Origin of the sequence: Pseudarthrobacter sp. R1 (genome assembly GCF_024494415.1) — a bacterium.
Classification (GTDB): domain Bacteria; phylum Actinomycetota; class Actinomycetes; order Actinomycetales; family Micrococcaceae; genus Arthrobacter.
The window spans coordinates 229,269-247,884 of record NZ_JAMKFI010000005.1 but is presented as its reverse complement, the minus strand read 5'-3'; the positions used below and the strand labels follow the sequence as shown (position 1 = coordinate 247,884).

15 protein-coding genes and 2 riboswitches are annotated in these 18,616 nt (G+C 65.9%); of the genes, 3 read left to right on the top strand and 12 right to left on the bottom strand.

The window, feature by feature from the left end; genetic code table 11:
* Positions 1–27: 27 nt before the first annotated feature.
* The 3 genes from M8J71_RS05300 to M8J71_RS05290 form a co-directional block, all read right to left on the bottom strand.
* Positions 28–1,410, bottom strand: coding sequence for an MFS transporter (locus M8J71_RS05300; protein WP_256246930.1), 1,383 nt, complete (start codon positions 1,408–1,410; stop codon positions 28–30).
* Between the two features lie 181 nt (positions 1,411–1,591).
* Positions 1,592–2,707, bottom strand: a complete 1,116-nt coding sequence (gene metX, locus M8J71_RS05295; protein WP_256246929.1) for a homoserine O-acetyltransferase MetX — start codon at positions 2,705–2,707, stop codon at positions 1,592–1,594.
* Between the two features lie 12 nt (positions 2,708–2,719).
* A riboswitch (SAM riboswitch) is annotated at positions 2,720–2,835 on the bottom strand.
* Positions 2,836–2,930: 95 nt separating this feature from the next.
* Complete coding sequence (locus tag M8J71_RS05290) at positions 2,931–4,256, bottom strand: bifunctional o-acetylhomoserine/o-acetylserine sulfhydrylase (RefSeq protein ID WP_256246928.1); 1,326 nt, start codon at positions 4,254–4,256, stop codon at positions 2,931–2,933.
* Positions 4,257–4,299: 43 nt separating this feature from the next.
* Positions 4,300–4,415, bottom strand: a riboswitch (SAM riboswitch).
* Between the two features lie 164 nt (positions 4,416–4,579).
* On the opposite strand from M8J71_RS05290, the gene M8J71_RS05285 reads away from it, so the two are divergent.
* Together M8J71_RS05285 and M8J71_RS05280 are read left to right on the top strand one after the other, a co-directional pair.
* Complete coding sequence (locus M8J71_RS05285; RefSeq protein WP_256246927.1) at positions 4,580–5,218, top strand: VOC family protein; 639 nt, start codon at positions 4,580–4,582, stop codon at positions 5,216–5,218.
* Positions 5,219–5,463: 245 nt separating this feature from the next.
* Complete coding sequence (locus M8J71_RS05280; protein WP_256246926.1) at positions 5,464–7,131, top strand: HNH endonuclease signature motif containing protein; 1,668 nt, start codon at positions 5,464–5,466, stop codon at positions 7,129–7,131.
* Positions 7,132–7,220: 89 nt separating this feature from the next.
* Here the strand turns inward: M8J71_RS05280 and M8J71_RS05275 are convergent, their stop codons facing one another.
* From M8J71_RS05275 to tdh, 6 genes are all read right to left on the bottom strand, one after another.
* Positions 7,221–8,000 (bottom strand): CPBP family intramembrane glutamic endopeptidase, encoded by a 780-nt coding sequence (locus tag M8J71_RS05275; RefSeq protein WP_256246925.1) that lies wholly within the window; start codon positions 7,998–8,000, stop codon positions 7,221–7,223.
* A gap of 108 nt (positions 8,001–8,108) precedes the next feature.
* A complete protein-coding gene (locus M8J71_RS05270; protein ID WP_256246924.1) occupies positions 8,109–8,897 on the bottom strand; it encodes a DeoR/GlpR family DNA-binding transcription regulator in 789 nt (262 codons plus the stop codon).
* A 97-nt stretch (positions 8,898–8,994) separates the two neighbouring features.
* The gene (gene hutI, locus M8J71_RS05265; RefSeq protein WP_256246923.1) at positions 8,995–10,206 is read right to left on the bottom strand and encodes an imidazolonepropionase; all 1,212 of its coding nucleotides are present in this window, start codon (positions 10,204–10,206) and stop codon (positions 8,995–8,997) included.
* Positions 10,207–10,217: 11 nt separating this feature from the next.
* A complete protein-coding gene (locus M8J71_RS05260) occupies positions 10,218–11,342 on the bottom strand; it encodes an NAD(P)/FAD-dependent oxidoreductase (RefSeq protein WP_256246922.1) in 1,125 nt (374 codons plus the stop codon).
* Positions 11,343–11,383: 41 nt separating this feature from the next.
* Complete coding sequence (locus M8J71_RS05255) at positions 11,384–12,580, bottom strand: glycine C-acetyltransferase (protein WP_256246921.1); 1,197 nt, start codon at positions 12,578–12,580, stop codon at positions 11,384–11,386.
* Between the two features lie 8 nt (positions 12,581–12,588).
* Positions 12,589–13,635: an L-threonine 3-dehydrogenase gene (tdh, locus tag M8J71_RS05250; RefSeq protein WP_163164363.1), complete on the bottom strand. Its 1,047-nt coding sequence runs from the start codon at positions 13,633–13,635 to the stop codon at positions 12,589–12,591.
* 128 nt (positions 13,636–13,763) lie between these two features.
* Between tdh and M8J71_RS05245 the strand changes: the two genes are divergently transcribed.
* Positions 13,764–14,675 carry a LysR family transcriptional regulator gene (locus M8J71_RS05245; RefSeq protein WP_256246920.1) on the top strand — a complete coding sequence of 304 codons (912 nt, stop codon included), beginning with the start codon at positions 13,764–13,766 and terminating at the stop codon, positions 14,673–14,675.
* A 50-nt stretch (positions 14,676–14,725) separates the two neighbouring features.
* On the opposite strand, the gene M8J71_RS05240 is transcribed toward M8J71_RS05245, so the two are convergent.
* The 3 genes from M8J71_RS05240 to gatA form a co-directional block, all read right to left on the bottom strand.
* On the bottom strand, positions 14,726–15,328 hold the full coding sequence (locus tag M8J71_RS05240) for a hypothetical protein (protein WP_256246919.1): 603 nt from the start codon (positions 15,326–15,328) through the stop codon (positions 14,726–14,728).
* A gap of 223 nt (positions 15,329–15,551) precedes the next feature.
* Positions 15,552–17,060 carry an Asp-tRNA(Asn)/Glu-tRNA(Gln) amidotransferase subunit GatB gene (gene gatB, locus M8J71_RS05235; RefSeq protein WP_256246918.1) on the bottom strand — a complete coding sequence of 503 codons (1,509 nt, stop codon included), beginning with the start codon at positions 17,058–17,060 and terminating at the stop codon, positions 15,552–15,554.
* Positions 17,060–18,616, bottom strand: coding sequence for an Asp-tRNA(Asn)/Glu-tRNA(Gln) amidotransferase subunit GatA (gene gatA, locus M8J71_RS05230; RefSeq protein WP_256246917.1), 1,557 nt, complete (start codon positions 18,614–18,616; stop codon positions 17,060–17,062). Before gatA ends, gatB begins: the two co-directional genes overlap by 1 nt.

Sequence of the window (18,616 nt, the reverse complement as noted above, 5' to 3'; positions counted from 1 at the left end):
GCTACGTGGCTCTGGTGGTGCCAGTGACTATTTCTTGCCGGCCGCGAGCAGGTCGGCGGTGCCCTTGGCGTCGGCTGCGTCCACATCGTGGAGCGAGATGCCGCGGGTCTCCTTGAGGAAGAACACGGAGATTGCGGTCACGATGCAGGCTCCCAGCAGGTAGAGCGCCACCGGAGTGGAGGACTTGAAGCTATTCAGCAGCGAGGTGGCGATGATCGGTGCCAGCGATCCGGCGACGATGGAGGTCACCTGGTAGCCCAGGGAAACACCGGAGTACCGCATACGGGTGGGGAACATCTCGGCCATGATGGACGGCTGGCCCGCATACATCAGCGCGTGGAACAGCAGGCCGATGGTGATGGCGGCCAGGATGACGATGTCGTTGCCGGTGTCCATCATGGGGAAGGCGAAGAAGCCCCAGGTGCCGCCGAGGATGGCGCCTGCCATGTAGACCGGCCGACGGCCGAACGCGTCCGACATCTTGCCAACGAGCGGGACGGCGCAGAAGTGGATGAAGTGCGCCACGAGCAGGAGCAGGAGGATGCGGGAGGTGTCAGTCTGGACGACGATCTTCAGGTAGGTGATGGAGAAGGTCACCACAAGGTAGTACAGGATGTTCTCGGCAAAACGCAGGCCCATGGCGGTGAAGACACCGCGCGGGTAGCGGCGGAAGACTTCGGCCACACCGTAGCCCTTCTTCTCCACCGTGACTTCCTTGCGGGCTTCAATGAAGATCGGCGCATCCTGGACCTTGGTGCGGATGTAGTAGCCAATGATCACGATGACGGCAGACAGCCAGAAGGCGACGCGCCAGCCCCAGCCAAGGAATGCTTCCTGGGAAAGCGTGGCCGAAAGGGTGAACAGCACGCCGGTGGCCAGGAGGTTGCCCATCGGTACGGCTGACTGTGGCCAGCTGGACCAGAACCCGCGGGACTTGTTGGGGCTGTGCTCGGCAACAAGCAGCACGGCGCCGCCCCATTCACCGCCGACGGCGAAGCCCTGCACGAAGCGCAGGAACACCAGGAGGGCCGGAGCCCAGTAACCGATCTGGGCGAAGGTGGGCAGGCAGCCCATCAGGAAGGTGGCAACGCCCACCAGGATGATGCTTAGCTGCAGCAGCTGCTTGCGGCCGAACTTGTCACCGAAGTGGCCAAAGACGATGCCGCCAATGGGGCGGGCCACGAAGCCCACGGCATAGGTGACGAAGGCGGCGATAATGCCATCCAGTTCGGTCCCGGAATTGGGGAAGAACATTTTGCCGAACACCAGGGTGGCGGCGGAGGCATAGAGGAAAAACTCGTACCACTCAACAACAGTGCCGGCCATGGAGGCCGTAACGACTTTCTTCAGGCCTGAGGCCCTGACGTCGGTTTCCTCGGGCCGCTGTGCGGCGGAGCTTTCCGTACTCATTTAGTGAACTCCTTCGGCGTCGTCTTCGACACCACTGGGACAGGCTGTGGCGGATACGCGTGATTTCGCCACGAACCGCCGGGTCCCATTGAGTATGGTCTGCCTCTCCGCCCAGCTCAACGGCGAATCATGCAGAGCCCATCTGCATTAATGCACATATTCGGGCTTTCGGGAGGTCGGCCTATGCCAAAAGGTGCTCGCGGAGCTGCGATCCGAGCTGGCCGATCTCGGTGAGGAACCCGTCGTGCCCGATGGGCGCCTCGATGACGTGGACGTCCACCTCCCCGGGAAGCGCCCGCGCCAGCTCCCGCGACTGGGACGGGAAGTAAAGCCGGTCCGAGTCCACAGCGGCGATGAAAAAGCGCGCATTGACGCTGGACAGGGTCTGGGCGAGCGGCCCCCGTCCCCGGCAGATGTCGTGGCTCATGAGCGCCTCGGTGATCGCGATGTAGCTGTTGGCGTCGAAGCGCTGGACCAGCTTGCTGCCCTGATGATCCAGGTAGCTCTCCACCTGGTAGCGCCCGCGGGCTGCCAGCTGCTCGCCCCGAAGCGGCGACTCGGGGGCCTGCGGCGCGCGCCCGAACCGTCCGTCCAGTTCCACCGGGGAGCGGTACGTGATGTGCGCGATGCGCCGGGCAAGGGCCAGGCCTTCCTCGGGGGCGGGTCCGTTGTAGTAGTCACCGCCGTTGAAGTTGGCGTCCTGCCGGATGGCGAGGGTCTGTGCCTGGGCAAAGGCGATCTGCTCGGCAGTACTCGCGGCGCCCACGGCAATCACAGCACAACGCCGCACCCGCTCCGGGTACATAACAGCCCATTCCAGCGCCCGCGCCCCTCCCATCGATCCGCCCAGCACGGCAAACCAGCTCTCGATCCCCAACTGGCCGGCCAGGCGGGCCTCCGCCACAGTGCTGTCCCGCAGGGTCACCAGCGGAAAACGCGAGCCCCAGGGCGCTCCGTCCGGAGCAAGCGACGACGGGCCGGTGGACCCATAGCAGCCGCCCACGATGTTGATGGACACTACGAAGAAACGGTTGGTATCCACCGGCGCACCCGGCCCGGCGAGTTGTTCCCACCAGCCGGGTTCTTCGGTATCGCCCCGGGTTACGTGGGTGCTGCCGGTAAGGGCGTGTTCGATGAGGACGGCGTTGCTGCCGTCCTCGTTCAGGGTGCCCCAGGTTTCGTAGGCCAGGGTGACGTCCGGCAGGTATCCGCCGGCTTCCAGCTTCAGTCCTCCGATGGAGGCGTAGCGGACAATCCCGTGTTCGGGGACGGTGGTACGGGTGACGGTAACCGTCATGGCAAGACCTCTTCTACGCGCTTGCCCGCCGTCGAATGACCGGCAGGCCAGGTCTTCACCCGGGGCACCCCACCGCGGAAGGAGGGTTGCCGGCCAGCAAGCCGGGGCTGTCACTGGCACTCATGACCTGGTTCGAGTGTACGAAACAGGCCCTGCCTGCCGCCAAGAGTGTGACTGGTTGTGACTTCCCCGGCCCGCCGCCGCGCTGGTGCCCTGGGTACGGTTAGGCGCCGGTGGCCTCCTTGGCCGCCCGGAAGCCGGCCTCGAGGTCAGCCAGGATGTCATCGATGTGCTCGATCCCCACGGACAGCCGCACCAGGCCGGGGTTTACGCCGGCAACCACCTGCTGCTCCGGTGAGAGCTGGCTGTGGGTGGTCGACGCTGGGTGGATCACCAGGGAACGGACGTCACCGATGTTTGCCACGTGGGAGTGCAGCTCCAGCGCGTCCACAAAGCGCTTGCCCGCCTCCGCGCCGCCGGCGAGGTTGAACGACACAATGGCGCCGGTGCCCTTGGGGCCGTACTTGCGTCCGCGCTCGTACCAGGGGCTGGACGGCAGCCCGGCGTAGGCGACGGATTCGACGTCGTCACGCGCTTCCAGCCATCGGGCAACTTCCAGGGCATTGGCCACGTGCCGTTCCACCCTCAGGCTCAGCGTCTCCAGTCCCTGGGCGATAAGGAAGGCGTTGAAGGGCGACACTGCCGAGCCAAGGTCGCGCAGCAGCTGCACCCGGGCCTTCAGGATGTAGGACAGGTTGGCACCCAGGGCACCTTCGGCGCCAAGGTCCCGGGCGTAAACCAGCCCGTTGTAGGTGGGGTCCGGGGTGTTGAAGCCGGGGAATTTGGCGGGGTCCTTGGCGAAGTCGAACTTTCCTGAGTCCACGATCACGCCCGCAATGGCAGAACCATGGCCGCCCAGGTATTTGGTGGCCGAGTGCACCACGACGTCCGCACCCCATTCCAGCGGGCGGATCAGGTACGGGGTGGACAGGGTGTTGTCCACAATCAGGGGAACCCCGGCCTCGTGCGCAACCTGGGACACGCCTTCGATGTCCAGGACGTCCTGCCGCGGGTTGGAGACCACCTCGCCAAAGAACAGCTTGGTGTTGGGCTGCACTGCGGCACGCCACTGGTCCAGGTTGTCCGGGTCCGCCACAAACGTGACGGAGATGCCGAACTTCTTCAGCGTGTGGGCGAAGAGGTTGTAGGTGCCGCCGTACAGGCTGGGGCTGGCAACGATATGGTCCCCCGACTCGGCGATGTTCAGGACCGCGAAAGTTTCAGCGGCCTGGCCGGAGCTGAGCAGCAGGGCTCCAAGACCGCCTTCGAGGCTTGCGATCCGCTGTTCCACGGCTTCCTGTGTGGGGTTGCCGATCCTGGTGTAGATGGGCGCCAGTTCAGCAAGGGCAAAGCGGTTCGCTGCGCTCTCGGCGCTGGGAAACACAAAGGACGTGGTTTGGTAAATGGGGAGGGCACGGGCACCCGTGGCAGCGTCTGGCTCCTGCCCTGCGTGGATCTGGCGGGTTTCGAAAGACCATCCGTTGGACAATTAAGGCTCCTTTGACTTGGGCCCGGCATGCTCGAAGCACCGCGGGCCGCGCTTGCCATCCAGCCGTTGCCGGACAGCCAGGTCCTCACCCGGGGCACCCCACCGCGGATGGAGGGTTGCCGGCCAGCGAGCCGGGGCTTGGCGCTGGCGCTCATGACCTGAGCTCAGTGTAGGAACAGGACGCAGTGGTTGACAGGATTATGACGAACATAGTCCTCTTGACTGCCGGCAGCGGGGCCTTGGATTGATGCCGTTTCGGAACTGAAATCCCAGTAAGGCTACCCTTAGCTGAGAGCCCGATCACAAAGTGCCAAGATGTTGCCATGCGCATGGATCACGTCTCTTACGCCTGTGAACACGATGGCCTGGCTGCCACCACCGAACGTATTTCCTCTGCCCTCGGCGTTGAGGCAGTGAAGGGTGGAATACACCCGCGGTTCGGGACCCGGAATATGATCATCCCGCTCGCCGGGCACAAGTACCTCGAAGTCGTCGAGGTCCTGGACCACCCCGCCTCGGACAAGGCTCCCTTCGGCCAGGCAGTGCGTGCACGGTCTGCAGCCGGGGGCGGTTGGATGGGCTGGTGCGTGGAGGTTGACGACCTCGTTCCCTTTGAAGAACGGCTCGGACGCGCCGCTGTCAACGGAAACCGCAAGTTTCCTGACGGCCGCGAACTGGTTTGGAAGCAGATCGGTATCCTGGGGTTGATTGCCGACCCGCAGGTTCCGTACATGCTCAAGTGGGAGGGCGACCCGTCGCTGCACCCGTCCAACGCCTATGAGAGCAACGTTAAGATGAGCTGTCTGACCATTGCAGGCTCGGCAGCACGGGTTACCGAGTGGCTGGGCGAGCCGGTGGAGAAGCCGCTCGAAGACGTTGCCGTGGAATGGGTGGCACCACACGGGACCCCCGGAATCCTTTCGGTGACATTCGAGACCTCCAGCGGAGCTGTCACGATCTGATCCTCCTTCATAGGCCCGGGCAGTCCTGCCCGGGCCTCGGCTTGGGCAGATTGCCTTTCTAAACTTCGGCCGCCATCAGCTTGTGACAACGGCGTCACCTGCCGATGGCGGCCGAATCCATTTTCCTGGCCGAACCGGTGGTTGAGAGCGGCGAAACCTGGTACCTGATTCGACAATAAGCAGCCCCTGCCCAGCTGATGGAGGGTGGCACCCGAAATGTCAGACCCCCTCGCCATGATGGAGGTATGGAAACGAAGGCGGCAGTGGCAGCGGCTGAGGAAGCCGTTGTGGCTGCCGTCGCTGCGTTTGCTGCGGTCCTCGCTGGCAGTGATGTTGCTGTTTCCGGTGGCCCTGGCGAACTTGACGCCGGGGCTGGCCCGTACCCTGCCGTGGGGTTTGCTGATCATCCGTTGCCGCGGGTTGCTGATGGGGCTTTGGATGTTCTGGCCGCGGTTGCACGGTCGGAAGCGAAACTGGCGGCGGCGAAGGTGCAGGCCGTGGCGGTCTTCGCGAAAGCCACGAAAGCGCTGAACGCTCCTGTTTCGTCGCCGTACGAGGCGACGGCGCAGGACCGGAGCCTGGTGGCCGAGGTGGGGTGTGTGCTGGCGATCGGTGACCGGGCCGCCGGAGCCTTGATCGCCGATTCCCATGCCCTAACCACGTTCCTGCCGGGGACCCTTTCGGCTTTGCAGGCCGGGACGGTTTCCTGGGCGCACGCCCGGGCCATGGTGGACCAGACCGCGGGCCTTGACGCTACCGGGGCGGCGGCGTTGGAGGCGTACTTCCTGGACCCGGACACGCCGAGACCGGCCGCAGCCGCCAGGATCGGGGAGATGCCGGCGTACCGGTTCAAAGCCAAGGCCAGGGACTGGCGGGAACGCCACCACCCGGAGAGCCTGGAGAAGCGGCACGCCAAAAGTGTGGCGGACCGGCGGGTCGAATACTGGCCGGACAACGACGGGATGGGCTGGGTCGCAGCGTGCCTGCCCGCGGACCAGGCATCCGCGATCTGGGACCGGCTCACCACCATCTCCCGGGAAATGCAGGGACCGGACGAACCCCGCACCCTCACCCAACTCCGGGCCGACAACTTCGCTTCAGGGCTCCTCAACACCAGGCCCGGCGTCAGCGCCGGAAACAGTTCCAGCAACGGCGGGAATGGTTTTGGCAACGGCGGGGCCTACAGTGCCCGCAGCGCCGGTGGCGGCGGGGAGGGATCTTCGATTCGGGCCCAGGTCCTGGTCACCGTGCCCGTGTTCTCCCTGCTGGGCCTGACCGATGAACCGGCGATGCTGGACGGGTCCGGCCCGATCCCGGCGTCGATGGCCCGTGACCTCGTCGCGAACGGGGCAGGCTCTTTTTACCGGGTTCTGGTGGATCCGCGGGACGGGGCTCCACTGGAGATCGGCCGCACCAGCTACCGGCTGACCAAAGCGATGCGGAACTGGGTGCGGCTGCGGGACGGCAAATGCCCGTTCCCCGGCTGCAGCAACAACTCCCTGGACAACGAAGCCGACCACATCCTCGTCTGGCACAAAGGCGGCACCACCGGAATATCCAACCTCGGCCAACCCTGCCCCAAACACCACAAACTCCGACACACCAGCGGCTGGAAACCAACACCAGCCACCACAAACGAACCACCCGGCTGGACCTCACCCACAGGCCGGCACTACAAAAGCGAACACCAGGACTGGGAACCACCCCACTGGCCGGATTCTGCCGTGCCAGAAAGCATCCGCGCCTTTGATGACCTCCTGGCACTATGGCCCCCACCCGAAGACCCGTCAGAGCTGTGGCCACCGCCCGACGACCCGTCAGATCTGAGGCCTGCGCCAGACGGTTCCGTCCAAGGGCCACTGTCCGACGACGTGCAGATCGCACATACCGGGCACGGGGTGCCGGGCGGATAAGCCCTCCGGCACGGGATGAACGCCGTCGACCGAACCCTTACCGCGTCAGATTGGCTGTGGCAGCTGCCCGCCTCGTCAACTTGGCTGCCCTACCCCAGCCCCACGGCCTTGCCGAACAGGCTGAAACCGACAAATGCCACGATGTTCAGCAGTGCATGGGCAATCACGAGTGGCATGACACGCCGCGTGCGGGTGTACAGCCACGCGAAAACGATGCCCATCACCACGTTGCCAATGAAGGGGCCGAACCCTTGGTACAGGTGATACGTGCCGCGCAGCAGCGAGCTCACCATGATGGACAGCGGAATGCTCCAGCCGAACTTTCCGAAACGGTTCAACAGGTAACCCACCACGATGACTTCCTCCACCACGGCATGGCGGATTGCGGACAGGATCAGCACGGGCACCGTCCACCAGTACGCGTCCAGGGCGCTGGGAATGATCGCCGTCGTGATTCCGAGAGCCCTGCCCGCGGCGTAGAGGCCAAGGGACGGTATACCAATCAGCGCGGCCAGCCCCAGCCCCTGAAGCATGTCCCGCCCGGGCCGCTCGAAGTTGAAACCGAGCTTGCGGAAAGCCGAACCGGCGTTGCTGCCGTCGCCCGAGAAGGCCTGCCGCTGGTCGGTAAGGAAGTAGATCACCAGCAGCACCGGCACCAGCGCAAAGATGATGTCCAGCAGCTGGTAGGTCAAGTCGAAGTACTCGCGGGTACTTTGCGACCGGTTGAGCGTCGAGGTGCCTTCCGCCAGCGGTGCGCGGGTCATCTTGTCCAGGAGCTGCACCACTGAGTACACGGCAGACTGGCCCAAGGACAGGCCCAAGACAATCCAGACTTCTATCCGCAGGCGACGGCGGGAGGGAACCAGCATGTACCCATCTTGCCTGCAGTTTCTGGATCCGGCCTGATTGCCCTGCGGTGTCCGGCTGCCGAGGGCGCACCGGCGCGCTGGATGCTTCAATCCCAGCTACAACCGGCTTCAGCCCGCGGCCACGATCACTTCCGTGCCGTTGGCCTCAAAGGCCGCCTTGTCGTGCGCCGAGATCCCCGCATCCGTGATCAAGCGGGTGAAGTTGTAGCCGTCCATGGTGGCAAAGGCGCGCACCCCAACCTTGGACGAGTCGGCCAGCACGTAGGAGACACGCGCGCGGCTGGCCAGCAAGGCGTTCACGGACGCCTCCCCCTCCCCTGTATTCGTTGGCCCAACTTCGGGATCGATGCCGTTGACGCCGATGAAGGCGATGTCCAGCACCACCTTCTGCATGATGATGTCCGTGTACGGCCCCACCAGTTCGTAGGACCGCGGATTGAGGATCCCGCCGGTGACCATGACTTTGATGTTGGGCCGCACCGCCAACTGTCCGGCGATATTGATGGCGTTGGTAACCACGGTGAGGGTGGGCTGGTTGGAAGGTGCGTTGAGGTCCTCGCGAGTGGCCAGGATCTGTGCCAGTGCAGTGCTGGTGGTGCCACCGCAGAGCCCGATCACGGCGCCGGGGGCAATCAGTGTAGAGGCCGCCTGGGCAATCTGCTCCTTGGCCTCGGCGTGATCGTCGCGGTTGTACCGGCCTGGCAGGTCGTAGGCCAACGCACCTGTCGTGGCACCACCCCGGGTCCTGGTGAGCAACCGGCGCTTTGCGAGGCTGTCCAGGTCGCGCCGGGCGGTGGCCGGGGACACGTTGAGGGTGCTGACGATCTCTTCGACCTCCACCTGGCCGGTCCTGGCCAGGAGATCGAGTATGGCCGTCAGCCGGTCAGTGCGGGTCATGCAGGGGCCTCCAGATACTCCCGCCATCGGGTGAGATGACGCTTTCTGATCATAACAGAAGCCTAATGATCAACTAACGTCAGTTTGTCGGCGGGATTTACCTGGCCCTTGTACCGGCCCGCCAAACAGCGTACGTCAGCGGCATGCCCGGACGGTAAGCCAGGTGGGTAGCCGACGGCGCATTGAGCAGGTGAAGGTCCGCCCGGTGTCCGACGGCAATTGAACCCACCGCGCGTTCGCCGTCGGCGTCGTTTCCCTTGTCCTTGTGCAGTGCAAGGGCCCCGCCGTAGGTCGCCGCTCGGACAGCTTCATGGACACTGAGGCCCATCTGCAGCACCGCGGTTGTGACGCAATACGCCATCGAGCTGGTGTAGGACGTGCCCGGGTTGCAGTTGGAGGCCAGCGCCACCTGGACGCCGGCGTCAAGCAGTGCCCGCGCGGGGGCAAGGGGCTGGCGCGTCGAAAGATCGCAGGCGGGCAGGCAGGTTGCCACAGTCCCCGTCACACCGGTTCCGGAAGCGGCGTCCCACCCACTCCAGGTTCCGGCCAGGGCGTCAACATCCTTTTCCGCGAGGTAATTCACGTGGTCCACGCTCGCAGCTCCAAGTTCGACGGCGAGCTGCACGCCCGGGCCTTCACCCAGCTGGTTTCCATGGACGCGCAGCCCCAGGCCTGCGTCACGGCAGGCCAGCAGGACCCGCCGGGACTGTTCAGCGGTGAAGGCCCCCTCTTCGCAGAATACGTCGGCCCACTGCACGTAGGGCCGGACGGCGGCGAGCATTGGGCCGCACACGAGGTCGGTGTACTCGTCCGCGTCCCGTCCGGCAGGGACCAAGTGCGCTCCGAGGTACGTCACCTGATCTGCCACCGTAGAGGCGATGCGAGCGCTCCGGGTCTCGTGTTCAACATCCAGGCCGTAGCCCGTCTTCGTCTCGATGTAGGTGGTTCCCTGCGAAACGGCTTCGTCAACGCGGGACAGCGCCAGGCGGGTGAGGTCGAAATCGGATGTGGCACGGGTGGCGTTCATGGTGACGGCGATGCCCCCGGCCGAGTACGACTCCCCCGCCATCCGCGCCTCGAACTCCGCCGTCCGGTCACCAGCGAAGAGGAGGTGCGTATGGGAGTCCACCCAGCCCGGGATCATGGCCCGGCCGGCCGCGTCTACGGCGTCATCGGCAGCGGGAGCATCCGCAGCGGCGCCGATCCACGAAATCCGCTCCCCCTCCACCACCACCGCGGCGTCCCGCAGGACCCGGCGCTCCAGGTCCTGCGTCATCAGCTCGGCGATATTGGTGATCAGCGTACTCATACGACCATTCTTCAGCGCCGGACTGACCAGCGGGTGGCCGCGAGCGCCTCAGCTGTCCGGGATGCCGGACCATCGTCAGCTGCCTGGGCGACATTGCCTTCGGATTCGAGACCGGCGAGGATCTGCCCAGCCGCGAGCTCCGCCATGGCGGACGATGTCTGGAAGCCATAGCCACCCTGGCCGGCGAGCCAGTAGAAGCCGGGGGCTTCGGCGTCGAAGCCGGCCACGGGGACGCCGTCGGCCGCTTCGGTCCGCAAGCCGGTCCAGGCCCGGCGGACTTCCGTGATGCCCAGCGTGGTCAACTCGTTGAGCCTGGCTACCAGGCGCTCCACGTCACCCGGGCGGGGCTTGGCATCCTCTGGGCCGCTGGGCACCGATTCGGACGGGGAGATCAGCACGTCGTCGCCCTCGCGCCGGAAGTAGAACGTGTTGTCCGCTGCCGCCACCATGGGGCTTTGCGGCGGCAGGGAACGTTCGACGGCGGCAATGGCCGCGGTGCGCCGGTACGGCTGCAGCCCGAGCTTCTCCACTCCGCTGATCACAGCCAGCTCGTCCGCCCAGGCGCCGGCCGCGTTGACCAGGACGCCGGCTTCGAATGCCTCCATCCCGGCCCCCACCTGCCAGCCGGAGCCAAGGCGCTGCGCGGAGTGAACCCGCGCGCCCGTAATGATGTCCACCCCGGCTGCCAGCGCCTGCTGGCGGTGGTCCGCGAGCAGCAGGGGTGCGTTACAGCCAAAGGATCCGGTGTCCAGCCCGGCGGCGGTGAACGAGTCCGGGACCAGTGCCGGGCAGAGTTCCAGCGCCTCGGCCGGGGTGACGGAGCGCATGTGGCCGCTGGCTTCCGCTGCCACCGCCTCCTCGGTCCCGATCAACATAAAGCTGCGGGGCATGAGCACTGGTTCGGGCAGCCCGGCATCGCGGGCTGCGATCAGTTCCAGGGTGCGGACCGTCAGTTCCTGGACCACGGGCGGACCGTAGCTGGGGATGAGCTGGCGGGCTGAGCGGGAGGAGGTGTGGTACGCCAGCTCCTGCTCGGCCTCCACCAACGCCACGCTGCAGGTGCCCGCCAGCGCCGAAGCCAGGGAAAGCCCGGCAATTCCGCCGCCGACGATCAGGACGTCATAGTGTGCTGCCATGGCACCATCCTTGCAGAGTTAGGGGCGGGCGGTGAGTGCCGTCACGCTGCCACTTCGCCACGGCTGGCGACGAAGGCACGCACGCAGGCTTCGACGTCGTCCGCTGAATGCGCAGCCGAAAGCTGCACCCGGATCCTGGCCGCCCCGCGCGGAACCACGGGAAAGCTGAAAGCCGTAACGAAGACGCCGTGCTGCAGCATCCGGTCAGCCACCTTCGCGGCCAGGACGGCGTCGCCGAACATCACCGGGACGATGGCATGCTCGCCGGGGAGGAGGTCGAACCCCTCCTCGGTCATGCGGCGGCGGAACAGTGCGGCGTTGTCAAAAAGCGTGCGCCGCAGCTCCGCCGAGTTCTCCACCAGGTCCAGTGCCTTGATGGTGGCGGCGACGATAGCCGGGGCAAGGGAGTTGGAAAAGAGGTAGGGGCGGGCCTTCTGCCGCAGCATGGCCACTACCTCTGCGCGGCCGGACACGTATCCCCCTGATGCCCCACCCAGTGCTTTCCCGAAGGTCCCGGTATAGATATCCACCCGCTGCGACACACCTGCGTGTTCGGGTGTGCCTGCGCCGGTTGCGCCCATGAAACCGACGGCGTGGGAGTCGTCCACCATGACCAGGGCGTCGTGCTTCTCGGCGAGATCGCAGATGGCCTCCAGCGGCGCCAGGTACCCGTCCATCGAGAAGACGCCGTCGGTGACGATGATCTTGCGGCGGGCATCCTTTGCCTCAATGAGCTTCGCCTCGAGGTCAGCCATGTCCTGGTTGGCGTACCGGTAACGCTGCGCTTTGCACAGGCGGATGCCGTCGATGATGGAGGCGTGGTTAAGGGCGTCGGAAATGACAGCGTCCTCCGGGCCGAACAGGGACTCGAAAACGCCGCCGTTGGCGTCGAAGCAGCTGGAGAACAGGATGGTGTCCTCGGTTCCCAGGAACCGCGAAACACGTGCTTCAAGTTCCAGGTGCAGGTCCTGGGTGCCGCAGATGAACCGCACGCTGGCCATGCCGAAGCCGCGTTCGTCCATGGCGCCCTTCGCTGCGCTGATGATTTCAGGATGGTCCGCCAGGCCCAGGTAGTTGTTGGCGCAGAAGTTCAGCACGTTGGCATCCTGCTGGCCGATGAGGCCCGCGGTGATGTGGCTGGACTGGGCCGAGTTGATGCTGCGCTCGGTTTTGAAGAGCCCCGCGGTGCGGATGTCCTCCAGCTCGGTGGTCAGCTGTTCCTTGATCGAGGTGTACATGGTGTTCCTTAGAGTTGGGTCCAGTCGAGGACAACTTTTCCGCCTGCGCCGCTGCGGGCCAGGTCGAAGCCTTTTTCCCACTGGGCGGCCGGGAGCGTATCGGTGACGACGGCGGAGATGCCCGCGTGCAGCACGGGGTTGGACGAGAGCATGGCACTCATCGCGTACCAGGTCTCGTACATCTCCCGCCCGTAGATGCCCTTGAGCGTGAGCATGTGGGTCACTACTTTGCCCCAGTCAATGGTGATGTCCTGGCTGGGCAGTCCCAGCATGGCAATCCGGCCGCCGTGATTCATGTTGTCGATCATCTCCGGCAGGGCGGTGGGGTGGCCGGACATCTCCATCCCGATGTCGAAACCTTCGCGCATCCCCAGCTCCCGCTGGGCTTCCCGGACGCGGGTGGTGGAGACGTCAATGGCAAGGTCTGCGCCGAGCTGCCGGGCCAGGTCCAGCCTTGGCCGCGAGACGTCCGTGATGGCGATCTTGCGGGCTCCGGCGTGGCGGGCGACGGCGATGGCCATCAGCCCGATGGGGCCCGCTCCGGTAATGAGCACGTCCTCCCCCACCAGCGGGAAACTGAGGGCGGTGTGCACGGCATTGCCGAAGGGATCGAAGATGGCGCCGAGCTCGGGGGTAACAGACGGATCGTGATGGACCCAGACGTTGGTTTCCGGGATCACCACGTACTCCGCGAACGCGCCGTCGCGCTGCACGCCCACACTGACGGTGTGGATGCACATCTGGCGTCGACCCGCGCGGCAGTTCCGGCAAATCCCGCAGACCACGTGACCTTCCCCGGAAACCCGGTCGCCGACCTTGACGTCACGGACGTCCTCGCCGATGTCGACTACTTCACCGTAGAACTCATGGCCGGGGATGAGGGGAGCTTCGATGATCCCCTGCGCCCAGGAATCCCAAGACTGGATGTGGAGGTCGGTGCCGCAGATGCCGGTGGTCATGACCCGGATCTTCACGTCAGCGGGCCCTGCTGCCGGTTCGGGGCGGTCCACCAGCTCGAAGCCGGCCTGTGGGCCGGCCTTGTACAAAGCCTTCATCGGCTTCCTTACTCTTTGTGCGTCGTTGGCAGGTCCTGCCCTCCTCATTACAGCGAGGAAGAAGCTTTAGCACAACAGCGAAGTTCTCAATCGACGATGTAGCCAAAGCTAACGCATAGACTGGACCAGTGGACATACACCAGCTTGAAATCCTGCGTGAACTGGGAGCCCTGGGAAGCGTCAAGGCAGTGGCGGAGACCCTGATGGTCACCCCCTCTGCCGTCTCCCAGCAACTGGCCCTGCTGCAGCGGAAAGTCGATGTTCCGCTCACCCGCAAGGAAGGCCGCAACCTGGTGCTCACCGACGCCGGGCAGGTACTGGCCGACGCCGGAGCCGCCGTGGTCAGCGCGATGGCTGATGCCCGGGATGCCATCGGCAATTACCACGGCTCCGCGGCGGGCCGGGTAACCCTGTGCGGGTTCCACAGCGCAGGACAGGCGGTGTTCGCGCCGCTGGCCAGGATCCTCGATGCCCCCGGCCAGCCGCGGATCGAGCTCTCGGATGAGGACGTCGCCCAGCAGGACTTCCCCGCCCTGACGGCACGCTACGACCTGGTCCTTGCCCACCGGATGGACCACAGCCCGCGGTGGCCTGCGGAGCGGGTGACGGTGATTCCGCTGGCCCACGAACCGCTGGATGTTGCCTTGCCCGCGGGCCACCCCCTTGCCGGGAAAGCGGCCGTGACGGCGGACGACGTCGGCGGCGAGGCGTGGGTGACCAGCCACACCGGTTACTCCCCCGCGGATGTGTTGTCCGCCGTCGCCGCTGTTTCCAGCCGAGAACTGAACATCGTGCACCGGATCAATGACTACTCCACGGTGGCGGCGCTGGTGGCAGCGGGCGGAGTAGTGGGGCTGCTGCCGAGGTACACCGCAGGACCGGTTCTCAACCCGGACATTGTGCTGAGGCCCCTTGAGGGGATCAGCACCCGCCGCCGGATTGACTTGTTGGCGCGGCCCGAGAACCTGAAGCGCCGTTCCGTCATGACAGTCGCCGAAGCACTGCAGGGCATTATGGCGGGGCTGGTGGAGCAGGGCTGACCCAACTGGGTAGCACAGGCGTTTTGGGCGTCCAAAACGACTGCCGCTACCTACTTTGAGTGGCCCTTGCCGTGGCCGTGCCCGCGGCCCGTCCCCAAGCCCGGTCCCGGACGGTCACCGCCCTCAACGATCCGCTCCGCCGTGACCTGGTCCCCGCTTTTCACCCCGGAAATCCGGACAACGTCACCCGTGGCGATGTCCGCAATAGACCCCGCTGCCCGCTTAGGCCGCTTGCCGCCGTCGGCCATTCCCGGGGTGCTGTCCGCCGGCGGCACCTGAGCAATTTTCGTTTCGGCAGTGACGCTGTAGGCCTGCGAGTAGCCGTCCTCGCTCTTGACGGTGACGGAGGTACCGCTGACGGCCTCCACCGTGCCGCGCTGGCCCAGCTCTGTTACGAACGTGCCGTCGGCCTTCTTGACCACGCTTTCCCCGTGCAGGTGCTGCGGGCGCTGGGCCTTGTCCGCCTTGTTGGACCCCTGGGCTTTGTCCGGCTTGTTGTGCCCCTGGGCCTTGTCCGAATTCCCCGGGGCCGAGGACGACGGCGGGGACGGGTCGGCGGCCCAGGCGATAGCGACGCCGGTGCCCGTCAGCGCGAGTGCCACCGCGCCTGCAAGCGCGGCCTTGCGGAATTTCAACGGTTCCCGGACGGACATGCCCATACCTCCCACAGCGACGGCAGGGCCTGTTTCCCGTCAAGCGGCGCCCTGGAGCTTCAGTGTAGGGCCGGCGTGCGCCGCCGCACACGAGTACTCCGCGGCATGTGGAAAGTGAGTACTACTTAAACCTCAACCGGGCCGCAGCCAACGCCGCGAAAAGGGATTTCACGGCGTTACCAGCGGCCCGGCCGGTGAGGAGTGGCTAGACAGGTAGGAGGGATTAGACGCTGACGCCCAGCTTCTCCAGGATCAGTTCGCGGACACGGGCGGCGTCAGCCTGGCCGCGGGTGGCCTTCATCACGCCGCCCACGATGGCCCCGATGGCCTGGACCTTGCCGCCGCGGATCTTGTCCGCAACATCAGGCTGCGCGGCCAGCGCGGCGTCAATGGCTTCGAGCAGTGGCCCGTCGTCAGACACAACGGCGAGGCCGCGCTTCTCCACGATCTCCGCCGGAGCGCCTTCGCCGGCCAGGACGCCGTCCAGGACCTCCGACGCCATCTTGTTGTTGATCTTGCCTTCTTCCACCATGCGTGCCAGCTCCACGATGGTGGCAGGCTGGACGCCGAGCTGGCCCGGGTCGACGTCGGCATTCTTGGCGCGGCCGACGATCTCACCCATCCACCACTTGCGGGCAACCGAGGCTGAGGCACCGGCGGCGATGGTTTCCTCGATCTCGTCCATCACGCCGGCGTTCACGACGTCCCGGAATTCGAGGTCTGAGTAGCCCCAGTCAGCCTGCAGGCGCTTGCGGCGCGCGGCCGGCGGCTCGGGCAGCGTGGCCCGGAGTTCCTCAACCCACTCCCGCGACGGAACCACGGGAACCAGGTCAGGTTCCGGGAAGTAGCGGTAGTCGTCGGCGTCGGACTTGGCCCGTCCGGACGTGGTGGTGCGGGTGTCCTCGTGCCAGTGGCGGGTCTCCTGGATGACGGGCTCGCCGGCGTCCAGGACAGCAGCGTGGCGCTGGATCTCGTAGCGGACGGCGTGTTCCACCGCGCGCAGCGAGTTCACGTTCTTGGTTTCGGATCGGATGCCGAAACGCTCACGGCCGTGGGGGCGCAGCGAGACGTTGGCGTCGCAGCGGACGTTGCCGCGTTCCATCTTCGCGTCGGACACGCCCAGGTTCTTCACGATCTCCCGCACCGCTGCCACGTAGGCCTTGGCGAGTTCCGGAGCACGCGAACCGGCGCCCTGGATGGGCTTGGTGACGATTTCCACAAGCGGCACGCCGGCACGGTTGTAGTCCACCAGCGAGAAGTCGGCGCCCTGGATACGGCCTGTAGCGCCGCCCATGTGCGTCAGCTTTCCGGCGTCCTCTTCCATGTGGGCGCGCTCGATCTCCACGCGGAACACGGTGCCGTCGGAGAGTTCGATATCCAGGTAGCCGTCGTACGCGATGGGTTCGTCGTACTGCGAGGTCTGGAAGTTCTTGGGGGTGTCCGGGTAGAAGTAGTTCTTCCGGGCAAAGCGGCAGGACTCCGCGATTTTGCAGTTGAGGGCGAGGCCGATCTTGATCGAGGACTCGATTGCAGCCTTGTTGACCACCGGCAGCACGCCGGGGAGCCCTAAGTCCACTTCGTTGACGTTGGTGTTGGGCTCGTCGCCGAAGACGTTGGGGGCGGAGGAGAACATCTTGGTCTTGGTGTTGAGCTCCACGTGGACCTCGAACCCCAGGACGGGATCGTACTTCTCCATGGCCTCTTCGAAGCTCAGGATTGCGTCAGTGTTCATTATTTTGCCTCCTTGGCTTCGACGAGCTCACCCAGTTCCGGGGCCTGGGCCAGCAGCGGGCCGCCCCACTTGGCCTCAAGCAGCGACTCCAGGACGGCGCCCACCCGGTACAGGCGTGCGTCCTCCCGTGCGGGGGCGAGCAATTGGATGCCGACGGGCAGCCCGTCCTCGTCGGCCAGGCCGCCGGGAAGGGACAGACCCGGGACTCCGGCCAGGTTGGCTGGGATGGTGGCGACGTCGTTGAGGTACATGGCCAGGGGGTCGTCCAGCTTCTCGCCAAGGCGGAATGCCGTGGTGGGCGCAGTGGGCGAAATCAGGACGTCGGCCACGGTGAAGGCGGCGTCGAAGTCGCGCTGCACCAGCGTGCGCACCTTCTGGGCCGAACCGTAGTAGGCGTCGTAGTAGCCGGCGCTCAGGGCGTAGGTGCCCAGGATGATGCGTCGTTTGACTTCGTCGCCGAAACCGGCGGCGCGGGTGGCGCCCATGACGCGTTCGATGGTCATGGGGCCGTCCTCGGGCAGGACGCGCAGGCCGTACCGGACGCCGTCGAACTTGGCGAGGTTGGAGGACGCCTCGGAGGGCATGATCAGGTAGTAGGCGCCCAGGGCGTACTGGAAGTTGGGGCAGGAGACCTCAACGATTTCCGCGCCGGCCTCCTTGAGGAGCTCCAGGGAGTCGTTGAAGCGGTTTTCGACGCCGGCCTGGTAGCCCTCGCCGTGGAGTTCCTTGATGATGCCGATCCGCATGCCCTCAACGCTGCCGGTTTTGGCCGCGGCCACGAGGTCTGCCAGCGGGTCCGGAAGGGAGGTGGAGTCGCGGGGGTCGTGCCCGCCGATGACCTCGTGCAGGAGGGCCGAGTCCAGGACCGTCCTTGAAACCGGGCCGATCTGGTCCAGCGAGGACGCCATGGCGATGGCGCCGTAGCGGGAAACGCTGCCGTAGGTCGGCTTCACACCGACGGTGCCGGTGACTGCCCCGGGCTGGCGGATGGACCCGCCGGTATCGGTGCCGAGGGCGAGGGGTGCTTCGAAGGCCGCGACGGCGGCAGCGGAGCCGCCGCCGGAGCCGCCCGGGATCCGGTCCAGGTCCCACGGGTTGCGGGTGGGCCCGTAGGCGGAATGTTCAGTGGAGGAGCCCATGGCGAACTCGTCCAGGTTGGTCTTGCCCAGGATGGGCATCTTCGCCGCGCGGAGGCGTTCCACCACAGTGGCGTCGTAGGGGCTGTGCCAGCCCTCGAGGATTTTGGAGCCGGCTGTGGTGGGCTGGCCCACCGTAACGATGAGGTCCTTAACGGCGATCGGGACGCCGGCCAGGACATGCAGGGATTCGGCCTCTGCACCGCCCGCAGCACGGATGGCGTCCACCTCGGCGGCGACGGCGAGGGCTTCCTCGGCGTTGACGTGCAGGAAAGCGTTGACGCCGCGTTCCCCGCCGTCAACAGCAGCGATCCGGTCCAGGTACGCCTGGGTGACCTCGACGGAGGTGACCTCACCGGCAGCCAGCTTTTCGGCCAGCCGGGCGGCGGAGAGGCGGATGAGTTCGTTGTTGTCAGTCAT